Source organism: Pseudomonas reactans, from assembly GCF_013387025.1.
GTDB classification, from domain to species: domain Bacteria; phylum Pseudomonadota; class Gammaproteobacteria; order Pseudomonadales; family Pseudomonadaceae; genus Aquipseudomonas; species Aquipseudomonas reactans.
The window spans coordinates 101,222-118,576 of sequence record NZ_JACAQP010000028.1 but is presented as its reverse complement, the minus strand read 5'-3'; the positions used below and the strand labels follow the sequence as shown (position 1 = coordinate 118,576).

Annotated in this window: 18 protein-coding genes; 10 read left to right on the top strand and 8 right to left on the bottom strand. The window is 61.1% G+C overall.

Annotation, left to right across the window (positions count from 1 at the left end; translation table 11 throughout):
* Window positions 1-18: 18 nt before the first annotated feature.
* The 4 genes from HX793_RS23405 to HX793_RS23390 are packed head-to-tail and all read right to left on the bottom strand — an operon-like array spanning window position 19 to window position 3,480.
* Window positions 19-1,287: an NAD(P)/FAD-dependent oxidoreductase gene (locus tag HX793_RS23405; RefSeq protein ID WP_177053085.1), complete on the bottom strand. Its 1,269-nt coding sequence runs from the start codon at window positions 1,285-1,287 to the stop codon at window positions 19-21.
* On the bottom strand, window positions 1,284-2,036 hold the full coding sequence (locus HX793_RS23400; RefSeq protein ID WP_177053086.1) for an amino acid ABC transporter ATP-binding protein: 753 nt from the start codon (window positions 2,034-2,036) through the stop codon (window positions 1,284-1,286). Before HX793_RS23400 ends, HX793_RS23405 begins: the two co-directional genes overlap by 4 nt.
* Window positions 2,033-2,701 (bottom strand): amino acid ABC transporter permease, encoded by a 669-nt coding sequence (locus HX793_RS23395; protein WP_016977168.1) that lies wholly within the window; start codon window positions 2,699-2,701, stop codon window positions 2,033-2,035. The genes HX793_RS23400 and HX793_RS23395 overlap by 4 nt, the downstream gene beginning before the upstream one ends.
* Window positions 2,698-3,480 (bottom strand): ABC transporter substrate-binding protein, encoded by a 783-nt coding sequence (locus HX793_RS23390; RefSeq protein WP_177053087.1) that lies wholly within the window; start codon window positions 3,478-3,480, stop codon window positions 2,698-2,700. Before HX793_RS23390 ends, HX793_RS23395 begins: the two co-directional genes overlap by 4 nt.
* Before the next feature lie 215 nt (window positions 3,481-3,695).
* Between HX793_RS23390 and HX793_RS23385 the strand changes: the two genes are divergently transcribed.
* Window positions 3,696-4,475 carry an IclR family transcriptional regulator gene (locus tag HX793_RS23385; RefSeq protein ID WP_177053088.1) on the top strand — a complete coding sequence of 260 codons (780 nt, stop codon included), beginning with the start codon at window positions 3,696-3,698 and terminating at the stop codon, window positions 4,473-4,475.
* A 133-nt stretch (window positions 4,476-4,608) separates the two neighbouring features.
* Here HX793_RS23385 and HX793_RS23380 read toward each other — a convergent pair whose 3' ends face one another.
* Both HX793_RS23380 and HX793_RS23375 read right to left on the bottom strand, forming a co-directional pair.
* Window positions 4,609-5,853 (bottom strand): saccharopine dehydrogenase family protein, encoded by a 1,245-nt coding sequence (locus tag HX793_RS23380; RefSeq protein ID WP_177053089.1) that lies wholly within the window; start codon window positions 5,851-5,853, stop codon window positions 4,609-4,611.
* Between the two features lie 28 nt (window positions 5,854-5,881).
* Window positions 5,882-6,979 (bottom strand): carboxynorspermidine decarboxylase, encoded by a 1,098-nt coding sequence (locus HX793_RS23375; RefSeq protein WP_028616547.1) that lies wholly within the window; start codon window positions 6,977-6,979, stop codon window positions 5,882-5,884.
* Window positions 6,980-7,244: 265 nt separating this feature from the next.
* Here HX793_RS23375 and HX793_RS23370 point away from each other — a divergent pair, with 265 nt between their 5' ends.
* The 7 genes from HX793_RS23370 to HX793_RS23340 are packed head-to-tail and all read left to right on the top strand — an operon-like array spanning window position 7,245 to window position 14,060.
* Window positions 7,245-8,264 carry a LacI family DNA-binding transcriptional regulator gene (locus tag HX793_RS23370; RefSeq protein ID WP_177053090.1) on the top strand — a complete coding sequence of 340 codons (1,020 nt, stop codon included), beginning with the start codon at window positions 7,245-7,247 and terminating at the stop codon, window positions 8,262-8,264.
* A complete protein-coding gene (locus tag HX793_RS23365; RefSeq protein ID WP_177053091.1) occupies window positions 8,248-9,252 on the top strand; it encodes an ABC transporter substrate-binding protein in 1,005 nt (334 codons plus the stop codon). The genes HX793_RS23370 and HX793_RS23365 overlap by 17 nt, the downstream gene beginning before the upstream one ends.
* On the top strand, window positions 9,253-10,071 hold the full coding sequence (locus HX793_RS23360) for an ABC transporter permease (RefSeq protein WP_177060784.1): 819 nt from the start codon (window positions 9,253-9,255) through the stop codon (window positions 10,069-10,071).
* Window positions 10,068-10,862 (top strand): ABC transporter permease, encoded by a 795-nt coding sequence (locus HX793_RS23355; RefSeq protein WP_033896708.1) that lies wholly within the window; start codon window positions 10,068-10,070, stop codon window positions 10,860-10,862. The genes HX793_RS23360 and HX793_RS23355 overlap by 4 nt, the downstream gene beginning before the upstream one ends.
* Entirely contained in the window at window positions 10,859-11,890 is a 1,032-nt protein-coding gene (locus tag HX793_RS23350) for an ABC transporter ATP-binding protein (protein ID WP_177060782.1), read from the top strand. The genes HX793_RS23355 and HX793_RS23350 overlap by 4 nt, the downstream gene beginning before the upstream one ends.
* Window positions 11,891-11,899: 9 nt before the next feature.
* On the top strand, window positions 11,900-12,733 hold the full coding sequence (locus HX793_RS23345) for a phosphodiesterase (RefSeq protein WP_177053155.1): 834 nt from the start codon (window positions 11,900-11,902) through the stop codon (window positions 12,731-12,733).
* 7 nt (window positions 12,734-12,740) lie between these two features.
* Window positions 12,741-14,060 (top strand): OprD family porin, encoded by a 1,320-nt coding sequence (locus tag HX793_RS23340; protein ID WP_178905546.1) that lies wholly within the window; start codon window positions 12,741-12,743, stop codon window positions 14,058-14,060.
* A 276-nt stretch (window positions 14,061-14,336) separates the two neighbouring features.
* On the opposite strand, the gene HX793_RS23335 is transcribed toward HX793_RS23340, so the two are convergent.
* Window positions 14,337-14,723 (bottom strand): GFA family protein, encoded by a 387-nt coding sequence (locus HX793_RS23335; RefSeq protein ID WP_177096561.1) that lies wholly within the window; start codon window positions 14,721-14,723, stop codon window positions 14,337-14,339.
* A gap of 164 nt (window positions 14,724-14,887) precedes the next feature.
* Here HX793_RS23335 and HX793_RS23330 point away from each other — a divergent pair, with 164 nt between their 5' ends.
* The gene (locus tag HX793_RS23330) at window positions 14,888-15,496 is read left to right on the top strand and encodes a LysE family translocator (protein ID WP_177060779.1); all 609 of its coding nucleotides are present in this window, start codon (window positions 14,888-14,890) and stop codon (window positions 15,494-15,496) included.
* Between the two features lie 39 nt (window positions 15,497-15,535).
* Here HX793_RS23330 and HX793_RS23325 read toward each other — a convergent pair whose 3' ends face one another.
* Window positions 15,536-16,690, bottom strand: a complete 1,155-nt coding sequence (locus HX793_RS23325) for an acetyltransferase domain-containing protein (RefSeq protein WP_177060776.1) — start codon at window positions 16,688-16,690, stop codon at window positions 15,536-15,538.
* A gap of 125 nt (window positions 16,691-16,815) precedes the next feature.
* On the opposite strand from HX793_RS23325, the gene HX793_RS23320 reads away from it, so the two are divergent.
* Window positions 16,816-17,352, top strand: coding sequence for a DUF924 family protein (locus HX793_RS23320; protein WP_177060775.1), 537 nt, complete (start codon window positions 16,816-16,818; stop codon window positions 17,350-17,352).
* Window positions 17,353-17,355 lie beyond the last annotated feature (3 nt).

Here is a 17,355-nt window from a genome sequence, read left to right as displayed (position 1 = left end):
TGTAGGAGAAGGCTGGAGTCAGTTCACATTCAGTCGATCCAACAAGCTGTACCACGCCACCCCCGCCCCAATATAAAACCGCTGCAACCCATGCATCGGCAAGCGCTGCAACGCCGTCACCGGGTAGGCAAACTCGGCCTTGCCGTCACTTAACCGCCCCGCCAATTGCTGCCCCAGGCTGGTACACAACGCAATCCCACGGCCATTGCACCCCAGCGCCAACGTGAGCCCCGGCGCCGGTTCGTGGACGTGGGGCATGAAGTCGCGGGTGATCGCGATACGCCCAGCCCAACGGTATTCGAACTCCAATGGTCCCAACTGCGGAAACAGCAACGCCAGCGAACGCTCCAGATGAGCAAAGTCCGTGGGCGAGGTGGGGTCGTTGAACAGCCCGCGTCCGCCCATCAGCAAGCGCCCATGGCTGTCTTTGCGAAAGTACAGCAGCAGCCTTTGTGCGGTGGAAACGGTTTCCTGGCCCGGCAAAATGCTCTCGGCTGCATGCCCCGTCAGAGGCTTGGTCGCGACGATAAAACTGTTGGCCGCAAGGATGCTTTGCGCCATGCCCGGCCACAGGTTGCCGCTGTAGCCGTTGGTGGCGAGCACCACTTTCTCGGCGCTCACTTGCGCACCCGTTGCCGTCGTCAATTGCCAGCCCGAACCTTGGCGCTGCAACCCCGTCACCGCACTCTGCCCATGAATCCTCACACCCGCCGCCAACGCCGCACCGACCAACCCACGGGCATATGCCAACGGCTGAATCCCCCCGGCCCGGCCGTCCAGCCAGCCACCGGCAAAGGCGTCACTGCCCATGCGTGAAGCTACCGCCGCTGCATCCAGGCGATGTACCGGCACACCACGCCGGGACCACTGATCTGCTCGTGCATGCAACCCAGCGACGCCTTTTTCGGTGTACGACACCTGCATCCAACCCTTGCGTACCGGGGCGCAATCGATGCCGTGTTTTTCGATCAGCTTGAACACCAGGTCCGCCGAGTTCGATACGGTTGAGATCAACGGTTCGGCGCGCTCCGCCCCATACATCTGCACCAGTTGCTCCGGGTCATATTTGAGCGTCGGGTTGACTTGCCCACCGTTGCGCCCGGACGCACCCCAACCCGGCTCATTGGCTTCCAACACACACACGCTCACGCCACGCTCGGCCAAATGCAGCGCCGTGGATAACCCGGTATACCCGGCGCCGACAATCGCCACGTCCACCTTCACCGATTCACTCAACGCAGGCGTCGGCACCACCGACGGTGCGGTCGCTGACCACAATGACGTCATGACAGGCTCCGCGTATCGCCAGTGGGATGCAGCACACGCCGTAGGAAATCCTGGGTGCGTGGATGCTGCGGATTGCCCAGCACCTGCTCCGCCGCGCCGCTTTCGACGATGTAGCCGCCGTGCAGGAAGCACACGCGGTCGGCCACTTCGCGGGCAAAACCCATTTCGTGGGTGACCACGATCATGGTCATGCCTTCGTCGGCGAGGGTGCGCATCACCGCCAGCACATCGCCCACCAGTTCCGGGTCGAGGGCGGAGGTGGGTTCGTCGAACAGCATCGCCTCGGGTTTCATTGCCAGGGCGCGGGCGATGGCTACGCGTTGCTGCTGGCCACCGGAGAGTTGTTCCGGGTAAGCGTCGGCCTTGGCACTCAAGCCGACCTTTTCCAGCAATACCAGGGCTTCCTCGCGGGCCTGTTGCGCAGGTTCGCCTTTGACATACACCGGGCCTTCCATGACGTTTTCCAGCACGGTGCGGTGGGGGAACAGGTTGAAGCGTTGGAACACCATGCCCATGCGGCTGCGCAGGGCGTGCACGGTCTTGCTGCCGCGTTGCACGGTTTGTCCAAATACGGTGATGGCGCCGCCGTCATAAGCTTCCAGTGCATTGATGCAACGCAGCAAGGTGGACTTGCCCGAGCCCGAGGGGCCGATCAGGCACACCACTTCGCCCTTGGCCACGTCCAGGTCGACGCCGTGCAGCACGCGGTGGCTGCCGTAATGTTTTTGCAGTTGGCGTATCTCGATCATGCTTTTTTCCTCCGGCCCAGGTGCTGTTCCATGCGGCGCAGGCCATACACCAGCGGCAGGCTCATCAGCAGGTAGAGCAGGGCGACCAGGGTGTAGACGGTCATGTTCTGGAACGTGGACGAGGCAATGAGTTGGCCTTGGCGGGTCATCTCGGCCACGGTGATGGTCGATACCAGGGACGAGTCCTTGAGCATCATCACCAGGGTATTGCCGTAGGGCGGCAGGGCGATGCGGAATGCCTGCGGCAGGATCACGCGGCGCATCATCAGTGCCGAGCGCATGCCCAAGGCTTCGGCGGCCTCGCGCTGGCCCTGTTCCACGGCAATGATGCCGGTGCGAAAGTTCTCGGCCTGATACGCCGAGTAGGCGATGCCCATGCCGATTACGCCCGCGTAGAACGCGGTGAGGTGCACACCCATGTCCGGCAGCACGAAGTAGATGTAGAACAGCTGCACAATGATCGGCAGCCCACGGATCACGTTGATGATGGTGCTGGCTGCCCACGACAGCGCGCGGATCGGCGACAGCTTGAGCAGCGCCAGCACCAGGCCGATCGCGCTGCTGAGCAGGAACGACAGCACGGTGATCTGGATCGTCACCCAGGCGCCTTGCAGCAGGATCGGCAGGAAGTCCTGGGCGTTTTGCAGGAACTCGGCCGGGTTCATGGGCGCACCTGGGTATCAAGTCCCCACTTCTTGAGGATGCTGTCCAGGGTGCCGTCGGCTTTGATGCTGGCGATGGCGGTGTTCAGGCGCTCCAGGGTCTGTGAATCGCCCTTGCGTACCACCAGGCACACTTCGCCGACGTTGGTGGGCTTGTAGTCCGGGGCGAGTTTCACGCCTTTGAACAGCCTCTGGCGAATCTGGTAGGCCACCACCGGCTGGTCGCCCACGGCGGCTTTGATGCGGCCCAGGGACAGGTCGCGGACCATCTCGCCGATGGAGTCATAGGTGCGGATCTCCTTGAAGATCCCGAGCTTGTTCAACTGGTCGTAGAAGACGGTGCCGGCCTGCACGCCGACCACTTGGTCCTTGAGGGGCGTGAGGTCGGGGTAGCTGGCGTTGTCGTCGGTATTGATAATCAAGCCTTCACCGTAGGCATACACCGGGGCGCTGAAGTTGACGACCTTGGTGCGCTCTTCAGTCTTGAGCATGCCGGCGGAAATGAAGTCGAGCTTGCCGGATGTGAGGGAGGGGATTAGCGCGGCGAAGTTGGTCTGCTCGATCTGGCTGGTGAAACCACCGGCCTTGCCCACGGCTTCGGCCACATCAACCATCACACCCTGGATGCTGTTGCTTTTGATGTCGAGGAAGGTAAACGGCGAACCACTGGCTGTTGCACCGACTTTGTACGAGGACGCACTCTCGGCGTGCACAACGCTGACGCAGAACGTGGCACAGAGACCGAAGGCAAGGCGGCGAAACAAGGGCGAAAGACTGTTCATCGGGTTACTCCAGAAGGAAAACGGAAAGTCAGTACCGCGAGCGGCTTCCGATAAAATCGCAAGCTCTGTGCCATTTTGATTGTTAAAAATCGTATATCAGTATAAAAAGTCGAAAAAATGAACCGTTCGTATCGGTATGCGATATTAGGTGGTCTATTTTTGTGATTTGAGGTAGAAATATCGCCACGCCTGATCGATCTGACCGCGAGTCCGCCATGTCCGAAGAACGCAACAGTCTGCACAACCAATCCCTGGAAAAAGGCCTGTCGGTGCTCAAGGCATTCAGTGCACAGCGCCGTAGCATGAGCCTTGCAGAGGTGGCCGAGGCCGCCGGCATGACCAAAAGCTCGGCCCAGCGCATGGTGTTTACCCTGGAAAGCCTGGGTTACCTTCGGAAACACTCCCGCACACGGCATTACCAACTCACACCTCGGGTGCTGGAGTTGGGTTTCAGTTACCTGGACGCGCATTCGTTGATCGAGGTGGCCAACCCGTTTCTGTCGGAGCTGACTCGATTGACCGGCGAGACGTCATGCCTCACCGAGCCTGCGGGCTACGACATGACCTATATCGCGCGTTTCGTCAGCTCGGGGTTTGTGCCGGTGCACATGCCGATTGGTTCGCGGGTGCCGATGTATTGCACGGCGTCGGGGCGCGCGTATTTGAGCGCTTTGCCGCAGGAGGAAGCGCTGATGTTGATCCAGAACAGCCAGCGTATTGCGCACACCAGCCAGACATTGACTGAAGTCGACAAGATTCTGGAGTCGCTGCAACAGGTGCGCGAGCAGGGCTACGCGGTGAATGGCCAGGAGCTGTTCCTGGGTGACATGACCATCGGGGCGCCGGTGTTGGGTGCCAATGGCCGGCCCGTGGCGGCGGTGCATGTGGTGGCGCCGACCAGTCGGTGGAACAGGGCGGATGCCGAGCGGCAGCTGGCGCCGGCGTTGTTGCAGTGTTCGAGGGCGCTGAGTAACTCGGCGCGGAACCTGGAATAACAGCCCCCTGAAACCCAATGTGGGAGGGGGCTTGCCCCCGATTGCAGTGTGTCAGTCAATACAGCTGTGACTGATCTACCGCTATCGGGGGCAAGCCCCCTCCCACAGTTTTGTTCGGTCAGCGATTGCCTAATCAGGCAATCGCATCCCAAGCCCGATCACCGCTCTCGTCTTTGATCCGAGTCGGCAACCCCATCACGTCCAGCGCCTTCAGGAACGGCTCGGCCGGCAGTTCCTCGACGTTGGCCATGTGCTTCACATCCCACTCGCCACGGGCAACCAGCAGCGCAGCGGCCACTGGTGGCACGCCTGCGGTGTAGGAGATGCCTTGGCTGTCAGTCTCGGCAAAGGCTTCTTCATGGCAGGCCACGTTGTAGATGAACATCTCGTGGGGCTGGCCATTTTTGGTGCCCTTGACCAGGTCACCGATGCAGGTCTTGCCGGTGTAGCCGGGGGCGAGCGAAGACGGGTCGGGCAGCACGGCCTTGACCAGTTTCAACGGCACGACTTCCAGGCCTTCGGCGGTGGTGACCGGCTTTTCGGAGAGCAGGCCGAGGTTTTTCAGCACGGTAAACACGTTGATGTAGTGCTCGCCGAAGCTCATCCAGAAACGCACGTTGGGCACGTCGAGGTTTTTCGACAGCGAGTGCACTTCATCGTGGCCGGTGAGGTAGAGGTTCTGCGAACCGACGACCGGCAGGTCATCAGTGCGTTTGACTTCGAACATGGTGTTGCTGGTCCACTGGCTGTTCTGCCAGCTCCACACCTGTCCGGTGAACTCGCGGAAGTTGATTTCCGGGTCGAAGTTGGTGGCGAAGTACTTGCCATGGGAGCCGGCATTGACGTCGAGAATATCGATCGAATCAATGCGGTCGAAATGCTGTTGCTGCGCCAGCGCGGCATACGCGTTGACGACACCCGGGTCGAAGCCCACGCCAAGGATGGCGGTGATGTTCTTCTGTTTGCACTCTTCCAGGTGGTTCCATTCGTAGTTGCCGTACCACGGCGGGGTCTCGCAGACCTTGCCCGGCTCTTCGTGGATGGCGGTGTCGAGGTAGGCAACGCCCGTGTCGATGCAGGCACGCAGTACCGACATGTTGAGGAACGCGGAACCCACGTTGATGACGATCTGCGATTGTGTCTCGCGGATCAGGGCCTTGGTCGCTTCCACGTCCAGGGCGTTCAGCGCGAAGGCTTGGATGTCGGCGGGAACCTTGAGGCTACCCTTGGCCTTGACGCTGTCGATGATGGCCTGGCATTTGGAGATGTTGCGCGACGCGATAGCAATACGACCGAGTTCGTCGTTGTGCTGCGCGCACTTGTGGGCCACCACCTTGGCGACACCTCCTGCACCAATGATAAGAACGTTCTTTTTCAATTGCTTTATCTCTCCTTTATCCGCCAGCTTACGAAAGGCTGGACAGGTAGTCGTCGTAACCAAATTCACGAACCACCTCGACAGTACCGTCGAGTTGTTTCACTACGATGGACGGCATTTTCAGGCCGTTGAACCAGTTTTTCTTGACCATGGTGTAGCCTGCGGTGTCGATGAACGACAGCCGATCGCCGATGGCCAGCGGACGATCAAATTGATACTCGCCGAAGATGTCCCCGGCCAGGCAGGATTTGCCGCACACCATGAAGGTATGTTCGCCGTCGCTTGGCGCCAGCTTGGCGTTGAGGCGGTAGATCAGCAGGTCCAGCAGGTGGGCTTCGATGGAGCTGTCTACCACGGCGAGGTGCTTGCCGTTGTAGAGGGTGTCGAGCACGGTGACTTCCAGGGATGCGCTGTTAGTGATCGCCGCTTCGCCGGGTTCCAGGTACACCTGCACGCCGTACTTTTCGGAGAACGCCTTCAGGCGCGCGCAGAACGCGTCCACCGCATAGTCTTCACCGGTGAAGTGGATGCCGCCGCCGAGGCTGACCCACTCGACCTTGTGCAGCAGCGCGCCGAAGCGTTCTTCGATGGTGCCGAGCATTTTGTCGAACAGGCTGAAATCGCCGTTCTCGCAATTGTTGTGGAACATGAAGCCGGAGATCTGCTCGATCACGCCTTCGATCTTCACCGGGTCCCATTCGCCCAAACGGCTGAACGGACGCGCCGGGTCGGCCAGCAGGTAGTCGGAGCTGCTCACCTGTGGGTTGACGCGCAGACCACGGGTCTTGCCCTCGGAACGTTCGGCAAAACGCTGCAGCTGGCTGATCGAGTTGAAGATGATCTTGTCGCAGTTATCCAGCATCTCTTCGATTTCATCGTCGGCCCAGGCCACGCTGTAGGCGTGTGCCTCGCCTTCGAACTTCTGGCGACCGAGCTTGAGCTCATACAACGACGACGAGGTGGTGCCGTCCATGTATTGCTGCATCAGGTCGAACACCGACCAGGTGGCAAAGCACTTGAGCGCCAGCAACGCCTTGGCGCCGGACTGCTCGCGCACGTAAGCAATCTTCTGCATGTTGACCAGAAGCTTCTGTTTATCGATGAGGTAGTACGGCGTTTTGATCATTTTTGAGAGCCTGCGGCGGTGCCTGCCAAAAAAGGACACGCATTGTGCCCGCACTTGGATCGAATCGAAAGGTTAGTGGGCGGATTTTGCTGCCCTGGGTTTTCAATAATACCTGCGGAGTATGACTATCTATGGGCATACCCCGGCCCATTTTGATTTGTGTGTAGCAAGCCAGGTGCCATCAAACTGTCATCTCCTTACCGCCGAACTGCCACATTCCCCCGCTACTGTCCTCGGCAATGAGATCGATCTCAAGCGAGTGACAATGACTGACCTGAAAGACGTAGCCCGGCTGGCGGGCGTATCCCGCGCCACCGCCGCCCGCACTTTTGCTTCCCCCGACCAGGTGCGCCCGACCACCCGTGAGCAGGTGTTCGCCGCTGCCCGAGAGTTGGGTTTTCGCCCCAATCTGCTGGGTCGCCAGCTGCGTCTGCAAACCACCCAGTTGATTGGCGTGGTGGTGCCCAATCTGCTCAATCCGGTGTTTGCTGAACAGTTTCAGGCCATGGAGCGCGCCGCTCGGGCGCGCGGCTACAGCCTGTTGCTGGCGACCACCGACTACAGCAGCGAGCGCGAATGCATTGTGGTGGAAGAACTGTTGCGCCAGCGCGTCGATGGTCTGGTGCTGACGGTCACCGATGCCGAGAGCAACAGCGTGCTCAGCAGCTTGAACACCGAGCAAACCCCGTTCGTGCTGGCTTATCACCAACCGAGCAATCCCAACTACAGCGCCGTGTCGGTCGATAACCGCGCAGGTATGGCGCTGGCCACGCGTTACCTGCTGGAGGCGGGGCATCGGCGCATCAGTATGGTCGCCGGCCCTGCATTGCAATCCGACCGTGCCCGCCTGCGCTACGCCGGTTATTGCGACGCCATGCGCGAATACGGCCTGGAACCCCGCGCAGTGATCGAAATGCCGGCCCACACCCAGGCTGAATTCACCGCCATCGAGCCTTTTTTGCGAGGCGCCGAAGCCCCGACTGCACTGGTGTGCTCCAACGATTTCCTGGCGATCAGCCTGATCGCCGAACTGCGCCGCAACGCCTGGAACGTGCCCGAACAACTGTCGGTGATGGGCTTCGACGGCATCAGCCTCGGCACCCAGATGCACCCGACCCTGTGCAGCGTGGTGCAGCCCATCGCCTTGCTGGCCAGCACCGTGATTGACCAACTGCTGGCGCAAATCGCCGGCAACGCCCCGACGTCCCATTGCCTGCCTTGCCATATCCGGCCGGGCGACAGTACTCAACCCCACGAGGAAACCCTTGATGCGCGCACTCAGTAAAACCCTGGCAGCCGTGCTGCTGTGCGGTGCGGCCAGCCTGGCCCAGGCCGCCGAAACCGCGATCTGCTACAACTGCCCGCCGGACTGGGCCGACTGGGGCACCCAGCTCAAGGCCATCGCCGCCAGCACCGGCGTGCAAGTACCGCTGGACAACAAGAACTCCGGCCAGTCCCTGGCGCAGTTGGTGGCGGAAAAAGCTGCCCCGGTTGCCGACGTCGTGTACTACGGCGTGACCTTCGGCCTGCAGGCGCAAAAAGCCGAGGTGGTCGACACCTACAAGCCCAAGGCCTGGGAGCAGATTCCCGCTGGCTTGAAAGATCCGGCTGGCCACTGGTTTGCGATCCACTCCGGCACCTTGGGCATCATGGTCAACGTCGATGCGCTGGGTGGTTTGCCGGTGCCGCAAAGCTGGGCCGACCTGCTCAAGCCTGAGTACAAAGGCATGGTCGGTTACCTCGATCCGTCCAGTGCCTTCGTCGGCTACGTGTCGGCCGTGGCGATCAACCGCGCCCTGGGCGGCGACCTGGACAACTTCGCACCGGCCATCGACTACTTCCAGAAGTTGGCGAAGAACACCCCCATCGTGCCCAAGCAAACCGCCTATGCGCGGGTGCTGTCCGGTGAGTTGCCGATCCTGGTGGACTACGACTTCAACGCCTACCGCGCACGCTACAAAGATAAGGCCAACGTCGCCTTCGTGATCCCGAAGGAAGGCAGCATCAGCGTGCCCTACGTGATGAGCCTGGTGGCCAACGCGCCGCACCGCGCCAATGGGGAAAAGGTCCTCGACTTCGTGCTGTCGGACGAAGGCCAGGCACTCTGGGCCAAGGCCTACCTGCGCCCGGTGCGCCCGATGAAAATGCCGGCTGACGTGGCCGCACAGTTCCTGCCCGACAGCGACTACGCCCGCGCCGGGGTAGTGGACTACGAAAAAATGGCCGCCGTGCAGGAAGCCTTCGCCGCCCGTTACCTGAACGAGGTCAAGTAAGTGGCAGCATCGGCAAGACATGCCGCCTGGGCGCTGGCCCCGGCCTTTGCGGTGCTGCTCGCCTTTTGGCTGCTGCCGCTGGCGCACTTGATGGTGCTCGGCGCCGAGAGCCGCGACAGCAATGGCAGTGGTTACTGGCAGGTGCTCAGCAGCGCGCAGTATCTGGGCAGCCTTGGGCAAACGCTGGTGCTGGCCGTGGTGGTGACGCTGGTCGCGCTGGTGATCGGCGGCATCAGCGGCGTGTTCCTCGCCCGGCACCAGTTCTTTGGGCGCTCGGCGCTGGTGGCGTTGCTCACTTTTCCTTTGGCCTTTCCCGGTGTGGTGGTGGGCTTCCTGGTGATTCTGCTGGCCGGTCGTCAAGGCCTGCTGGCCTCACTGGGCCTGCAACTGGCTGGCGAGCGCTGGATCTTTGCTTACTCGCTGGCGGGGCTGTTCGTGGGCTACCTGTACTTCTCGATTCCACGGGTGATCCTCACGGTGATGGCGGCCTGCGAGAGCCTTGATCGCAGCCTGGAAGAAGCCGCGCACTCCCTGGGCGCCGGGCATTGGCGCGTGGTGTGTGACGTGATCGTGCCGGGCCTGGCGCCCGCGTTGGCGTCCTGCGGGGCGATCTGTTTTGCCACGTCCATGGGCGCCTTCGGCACGGCGTTTACCTTGGGCACGCGCCTGAATGTCACCCCGGTGGCGATCTACAACGTATTCACCAACTACGCCAACTTTGCCGTCGCCGCTGCGCTGTCAGTGGTGCTGGGCGGGGTGACCTGGGCGGTGTTGCTGCTGACCCGGCGCCTGGTGAAAAACGCGGGGACTGTGCTGTGAAACGCTCATCGCTGTTTGTGCTGCAACTGCTGTTCACCCTGCTGGTGTGCGCCTTCATGTTGGTGCCGGTGGTGATGTCGTTGCTGGCGGGTTTGACCCGCAACTTCTTCGTCGGTCTGTCCAGTGGCTTGACCTTCGATTGGTTGATTCAGGTGTGGCAGGCCTATTCGCCCACCGTGTGGTTGTCGCTGCAATTGGCGCTGGCCTGCGCGGTGTGTGTCTGCGTGATTGGCGTGCCGGCGGCTTATGCCTTGGTGCGAATGAACAACCGCTTCAGCCGCGCTTTCGAAGAGTTGATGGTGTTGCCGGTGGCGATGCCGGGGTTGGCCAGCGCGTTGGCGTTGCTGCTCACCTACGGCCAGTTCGGCAGCTTTCGCAGCAGTTGGCTGTTCATCCTGGTCGGGCATGTGCTGTTCACCTTGCCATTCCTGGTACGCCCGGTGATGGCGGTGATGCAACGCCAGCAACTGCCGGTGCTGGAAGAGGCGGCGGCCAGTTTGGGCGCCGGTCCGATCAAGCGCTTTTTCAGTGTGGTGGTGCCCAACTGCCGCGCGGGAATCCTGGCCGGCGTGCTGATGGTGGTGACCTTGTCCCTGGGTGAATTCAACCTGACCTGGATGCTTCACACCCCCATGACCAAGACGCTGCCCGTGGGCCTGGCCGACAGCTACGCCTCGGCGCGCCTGGAAATTGCCAGCGCCTACACCCTTATATTTTTGCTGATGATCGTGCCGCTGCTGATTGCGTTGCAGGCCATCAGTGCCCGTTTGTCCCGTGGAGAGCGTCGATGACCGCTATCACTATCCGCCTGCAAGGCTGTCGCAAGGCGTTCGCCGACGGCACCGTGGCCGTGCATGACTTGAACCTGACCGTCGAAGGCGGCGAAACCCTGGCGATTCTCGGCCCGTCCGGCTGTGGCAAGACCACCACCTTGCGCCTGATCGCCGGCCTGGAACGCCCGGATCTGGGCCAAGTGTTGTTCGGCGACCAGGACGTGACGCGCCTGCCCATCGAGCGACGTGACGTGGGCATGGTGTTCCAGAACTACGCGCTGTTTCCCAACCTGGATGTGGCGGGAAATATCGTCTACGGCTTGAAGATTCGCGGGATGTCGGTGCCTGAGCGCAACAAGCGCTGCGACGAGTTGCTGGAGCTGGTGGGCTTGCAGCATCACGGCAAGCGCAGCATCCACGAACTCTCCGGCGGTCAGCGCCAGCGTGTGGCATTGGCCCGCGCCTTGGCGCCGCGTCCGAAAGTGCTGTTGCTGGACGAACCTTTGGCGGCCCTCGACGCGCAATTGCGCGAACGCCTGCGCAGCGAACTGAATGACCTGCTGCGCGGCCTCGGCATCACCTCGGTGTTTGTCACCCACGACCAGGGCGAAGCCATGGCTCTGGGCGACCGCATCCTGGTCATGGAGCACGGCCGTGTCGCGCAACTGGCCAGCCCGCGTGACATCTACCAGAAACCCGCCAACGCCTTCGTCGCGGGCTTCGTCGGCAACCTCAATGCCTTCACCGTGATCGAGCCTTCGGCCCATGGCTTGAAAGTCTGCGGCGGCGAGTTGCCGTGGCAGGCCGCCGAGCTGCCCAGCACGGTTTATTGCCGTCCCGAACACCTGAAGGTGATGGAGGGAGAAGGGCACTTGCACGGCCGTCTGTTGGCGCAGTTTTTCCAGGGCGCACAAAGCCGCCTGCTGGTGGATGTGGGCGGCCCGCAACCGCTGCTGGTCGACAGCAGCGACAACCAGCTGTACGCCGTCGGCGCGCCGATTGCCCTGGCGATTGCGCCGCACATGTTGTTCACCCTGAATGCTTGAGAATCTATGTTGAATCGTCCTTTCCTCGTCGCCCAGATCAGCGACCTGCACCTTAAAGCCGGCCAGCGTCTTACTTACGGCGTTGTCGATACCCTGGGTGCGCTGCGCCGCGCCGTGGATCACCTGAACGCGAGCCACCCACGCCCGGATATTGTGGTGATCAGCGGTGACCTGGTGGACTTCGGCCGCGCTGATGAATACGCCGTGCTGCACCCCGAACTCGCCCGCCTGCACATGCCGTGCTACCTGGTGCCGGGCAACCACGACACGCGCGGGCCGTTGCTGGAGGCGTTCCGGGATCACGCCTATTTGCCTGAGTCCGCAGAGGGCCCATTGGACTGGGTGGTGGACGAGCATCCGCTGCGCCTGATCGGCCTCGACTCCACCATCCCCGGCGGCCACGGCGGCCAGTTGCTCGACAGCCAATTGCACTGGCTCGACGCGCAATTGTCCCTGCGTCCGGATGCGCCGACCTTGCTGATCCTGCATCACCCGCCGTTTATCAGCGGCATCGGCCATATGGACCGCGAACCCTTCATCAATGCGGCGGCGCTGGAGCGTGTCGTCGCCCGCCATCCGCAAGTCGAGCGCCTGCTGTGCGGGCACTTGCACCGGCCGATGCAGCGCCGTTTTGGCGGCAGCCTGAGTTGTGTGTGCCCCGGCACCTCGCACCAGATCGTGTTGGATCTACAAGAAGCGGCGCCCGCGCATTTCAACCTGGAGCCGGCGGGCTATCTGTTGCATCGCTGGGAGGCGCAACAGGGTTTGATCAGCCACAACGGCGTATTCGGGGACTACCCGGGGCCGTATCCGTTTTATGACGCTCATGGGTTAATTGACTGAGGTTGTGATGAAAGCCACTTTGAATGTGTTAAGCGTGTTGACCGGCGGCCTGGGCGTTGCCCTGAGCCCTTTGGCGTCGGCGGACTTCTTGAGCGACAGCAAAGCCAATTTGAGTATGCGCAACTTCTACTTCAACAACGACAACCGGGATGGCACCGCCGCACCGTCGAAGACCGAAGAGTGGGGCCAGGCGTTTATCCTCAACTATCAATCGGGCTTTACCGACGGCACCGTGGGTTTTGGTCTCGACGCCATCGGCATGCTCGGCATCACCCTGGACAGCGGAGCTGGCCGCCACGTGGGCAGCTCGATGATCCCCAACGACGACGGCAAGGCCACCGACAACTGGGCCCGTGGCGGCGCCACGGCCAAGGCCCGTTTTGCCAAGAGCGAACTGCGCTACGGCTACCTGCGGCCGAACCTGCCGATCCTGGTGAGCAACGACGGCCGCCTGTTGCCGCAATCGTTCGAAGGTGGGCAAATCACCAGCAAGGACATCGACAACCTGACCCTGATCGGCGGCCAACTGCAACACACCACCGGCCGTGGCTCCAGCGACCGCAGCGGCCTGGCGGCGGCGGGCGGCACCCAGGAAAGCAACAAATTCAATTACGCCGGTGCCGATTACCAGGTGACCAAGGACCTGATGGTCCAGTACTACTACGCCAACCTCGAAGACTATTATCAACAGCACTTCGCCGGGCTGATCCACGTATTGCCGTTGGGCGACTACGGCTCGTTGAAAACCGACCTGCACTACTTCAAGACCACTTCCGACGGCAAGAACAGCACCACTTCTGGCCGTGCTGAAGGTTACAAACTCGGCGGCTATACCAAGAACGGCACCGGTGAAATCGACAACAACACCTGGAGCGCGGCGTTCATCTACTCCCTGGGCCCGCACGCGATCACCGCCGGCTACCAACAAGTTTCGGACGACAGCAACTTCGCCCAACTCAACCAGGGCGGCCTGGTGAACAAAGGGGAGGGCGGTTCCAGCCTGTACCTCTACACCGACCGTACCGTGCAAACCTTCATCCAGGCCGGCGAGCGCACCGCCTTTGCGCAATACGCCTATGACTTTGCGTCACTCGGCGTGCCGGGGTTGAAGGCGTCGGTGATGTACCTGAAGGGCGATCACATCCGCACTGCCAGCGGCAACGACGCCAGCGAGTGGGAGCGCGATATCTCGCTGGATTACGTGGTGCAGAGCGGCACGTTCAAGAACGTCGGGTTCGGATGGCGCAATGGCGTGTCGCGCAGTGAAGTGGCGCGGGACCAGGATCAGAATCGGGTGTTTGTGAATTACTCGATTCCGTTGATGTAACGACCTTTCTAACACTGCAAAACCCAATGTGGGAGCCGTCGAGCCCCAGCGAGGCCGCGATGACGGCGGCACTGCCGATAGAGATGCCGCCTGACACGCTGCCATCGTAGCCTCGCTGAAGCTCGACAACTCCCACATTTGTTCTCTTGTGGCGAGCGGGCTTGTCGAATCGTCGCAGGGTACTTATCGCCAGTTCTACCTAAAGACCTTGAAAGGCTGGGATCTATATTGAAAGTTATTCCAGTTTGCGTATCGAAACGTTTGCGTTGAGCGGACTCAAAGGAACTGTCCACCAAGCCAGGGTGCCTTGGACTCAATGCAACTGTGCGCCTGGTTCTGTACCTTGAACGGGGTATCGAGCGTGCCCAGCGCAATCGAAATCCACTCTGGATACTTTCCTTTAGCGTCGCTCCAGAACAGCGATGAACCGCATTCTGAGCAGAATTGACGGGTGATACCTGGCGAAGACTCATAGCTTTTCAGCGTGTCACGCACAGTCTGGATCGTCACGTCTGATCGGCGCGCGCTGGCATACGTCGCGAACGCAGCGCCATGCCCTTTCTGGCATTTTTTGCAGTGGCAGTGGGTGGCGGCCTTGAGCGGTGTCGAAACGTGATAAGTGATTGCACCGCAGAGGCAACTGCCTTGATTGATTGCATCCATGTCTGGTTTTATCCGGAAGAGTTCGACAAACACTATACCTGTGGCGAGGGAGCTTGTTCCCGCTGGGATGCGCAGCATCCCCATCCAGTCCAACCACAAACGTACAAGAATCCCTCCAACCCCCCTCAGTAGACTCGCCGCACTCCCTCTACTGCAGGTCTTCCATGGACATCTTCCTCTACGCCTTCAGCGTCATGTACAGCCCCGGCCCCGTGAATTTCATGGGCCTCAACGCCGGGCTCACCGGCCAGTTCCGCCGTTCCACCGGGTTCTTCATCGGCGTGGGCTGCGCGATGCTGGCGTTGTTCGTGCTGTTCGGCTACACCGGCGAGGCGATCATTTCCCAGGCGGCGTTGCCCTATATCTCGTTGATTGGCGGCGTGTACACCTTGTACCTGGCTTATCAGGTGTTCACCGCGCGCACGGTGGTCGATGAAAAAGTTTCTACCGCACCGACCAAGACCCTCACGTTCTGGAACGGCCTGGTGATCCAGTTGCTCAACCCCAAGGGCATCATGGCGGTGCTGCCGATCACCAGCGTCATGCTGCCGGCGGCGCATATCACTGGGGTGTCGATTGCTGTTGTGTCGGCGTTGCTGGCGTTTGGCGCGTTTGGTGCGCCGTGGCTCTATGCATTATTCGGCACGGTGCTGGGGCGGCGAATCAACGGGACGTCGGCGTTTACCGTGTTCAACCGCTGCATGGGCCTGGCGCTGGCGGTGTGTGCGTATTTCATGTTTCACGCGTTCTATGTGCACCTAGTCGCCGCATGAGTGGATCTTGTCACCTCGACTCACGCATAGATCGAGCTTCTATAGGTACTTGAGCCAGGCCAGGTCGCGGCGCCGGGCCTTGAGCCCGGCGAACCAATGGACCGGCGCGTACAGTGCCAGCGGCAGCAGCAACGCGACCAGCCAAATGGCACCCATGCCGTCAAAACCGAAGTAGTTGCCGTGATTCAGGCCAAACAGCGCCACACACGTGACGTAGAGGATTTTCAGCACATACAGGTGCAGCAAATAAAAGAACATCGGCGCCGCGCCGAAGGTGGCAAGCATGCTGATCCAGCGCTTGCTTCCCGCCTTCTCAAACGCCAGCAACAGCAGCAACCCGATCCCCAATGTCAGCGCCAGAAACAACAACGAAGGCGGGTATTTGGTGATGTTGAAAAAGCTCATCAGCGTCTGCACGCCACTGTCATAGGCTTGCCACGGTTTCTCGCCATACCCGTTGGCTGCTCGCAACACCACGAACCCTATCAATGCACTTGCACCGCCTAGCAACAGATAACGCTGGCGCAGCGCCGGCGGCATGCCTTTGGCAAACCACGGGCCGAGGCTGTAGCCCAGGGCAATCACACCGATCCACGGCAGCACCGGATACGTGACGCGCAGGCGCAGCGAGTCGCCCACTTCGATCCAACTGCGCTCATGCAGGATCGTCCATGGAATATGCAATGCCGAACCGGCCTCGAAGTGCAGCCCATCCAGCAGGTTGTGCCCGGCAATGATCACCACCGCCAACACGATCAGCAGCGGACGCGGCAACCACACCAGCGCCGCAAGGGCGATCATGCTCACGCCAATCGCCCAGATCACTTGCATATAGATCACGTTGGGCGGCAGTTGGAAGGTCCAGGCGAAGTTGACCAGGGTGAACTCCAGCACCACCAGGAACAGCCCTCGCTTGAACAGGAACGCCGACACATCGCGCCGGCCCTGGTATTTCTGGCCGTACAGCCAGGCCGACAAGCCCGTGAGCAACACAAATACTGGTGCACACAGGTGGGCGAGGGTGCGGCTGAAAAACAGCGCGGGCTCGGTGCTGTCGATAGTCATCGGGTCGCTGACCTGACGGTGCAGCAGGAAGGTTTCGCGCACATGGTCCAGCAACATGAACAGGATCACCAGGCCGCGCAGGGCATCGATGGAGAGCAGGCGTTGGCGCAGGGGAACAGCATCGGTCATGGGCGAAGGTCACAGGGCAGGGCGGAAATGGGGTGTTATCCTATAACATTAATTAACGCGTTGCCGCGATTCGTCACTAAGGATTCTGATACTGTCAGTGAAATCGTTTGTGCAGGCCCCTCATCATGACTACCCCACAATCCGTCCTCGACTTCTGGAAACACGCCGGCCCCAAACGCTGGTTCGCCAAGGATGACGCCTTCGACGCCACTTTCCGCGACACCCTTCACACCGCCCACCTGCAAGCCGCCCGGCGCGAACTGGAACACTGGCTGGACTCGGCACAAGGTGCCCTAGCGCTGCTGATCCTGCTAGACCAATACCCGCGCAACTCCTTTCGCGGTACCGCCCATATGTTCGCCACCGACCCATTGGCCCGCCTGTATGCGAGGCGCATGGTCGACGCTGGATTGGATCAGCAGATTGAGCCGGCATTGCGTGCGTTCTGTTACCTGCCGTTCGAACACTCCGAAGACCCGGCGGATCAGCAGCGCTCACTGGTCCTGAACCAGCAACTGGACGCCAACACTTACCATTGGGCCAAGGAGCACGCGCGCATCATTGAGCGGTTCGGGCGCTTCCCCCATCGAAACGAGGTGTTGGCCAGGGCTACCACCGACGCCGAGCGTAGGTTTCTGGACGCGGGCGGGTTCTCTGGCTAGCGG

Coding starts and splice junctions, on each gene's coding strand:
- HX793_RS23400 (WP_177053086.1), bottom strand. CDS start 2,036: ATGATCGAGATACGCCAACTGCAAAAACATTACGGCAGCCACCGCGTG.
- HX793_RS23325 (WP_177060776.1), bottom strand. CDS start 16,690: ATGACCGATGCTGTTCCCCTGCGCCAACGCCTGCTCTCCATCGATGCC.
- HX793_RS23365 (WP_177053091.1), top strand. CDS start 8,248: ATGCGCGCACTCAGTAAAACCCTGGCAGCCGTGCTGCTGTGCGGTGCG.
- HX793_RS23330 (WP_177060779.1), top strand. CDS start 14,888: ATGGACATCTTCCTCTACGCCTTCAGCGTCATGTACAGCCCCGGCCCC.
- HX793_RS23385 (WP_177053088.1), top strand. CDS start 3,696: ATGTCCGAAGAACGCAACAGTCTGCACAACCAATCCCTGGAAAAAGGC.
- HX793_RS23395 (WP_016977168.1), bottom strand. CDS start 2,701: ATGAACCCGGCCGAGTTCCTGCAAAACGCCCAGGACTTCCTGCCGATC.
- HX793_RS23320 (WP_177060775.1), top strand. CDS start 16,816: ATGACTACCCCACAATCCGTCCTCGACTTCTGGAAACACGCCGGCCCC.
- HX793_RS23370 (WP_177053090.1), top strand. CDS start 7,245: ATGACTGACCTGAAAGACGTAGCCCGGCTGGCGGGCGTATCCCGCGCC.
- HX793_RS23340 (WP_178905546.1), top strand. CDS start 12,741: ATGAAAGCCACTTTGAATGTGTTAAGCGTGTTGACCGGCGGCCTGGGC.
- HX793_RS23375 (WP_028616547.1), bottom strand. CDS start 6,979: ATGATCAAAACGCCGTACTACCTCATCGATAAACAGAAGCTTCTGGTC.
- HX793_RS23335 (WP_177096561.1), bottom strand. CDS start 14,723: ATGGATGCAATCAATCAAGGCAGTTGCCTCTGCGGTGCAATCACTTAT.
- HX793_RS23390 (WP_177053087.1), bottom strand. CDS start 3,480: ATGAACAGTCTTTCGCCCTTGTTTCGCCGCCTTGCCTTCGGTCTCTGT.
- HX793_RS23405 (WP_177053085.1), bottom strand. CDS start 1,287: ATGACGTCATTGTGGTCAGCGACCGCACCGTCGGTGGTGCCGACGCCT.
- HX793_RS23350 (WP_177060782.1), top strand. CDS start 10,859: ATGACCGCTATCACTATCCGCCTGCAAGGCTGTCGCAAGGCGTTCGCC.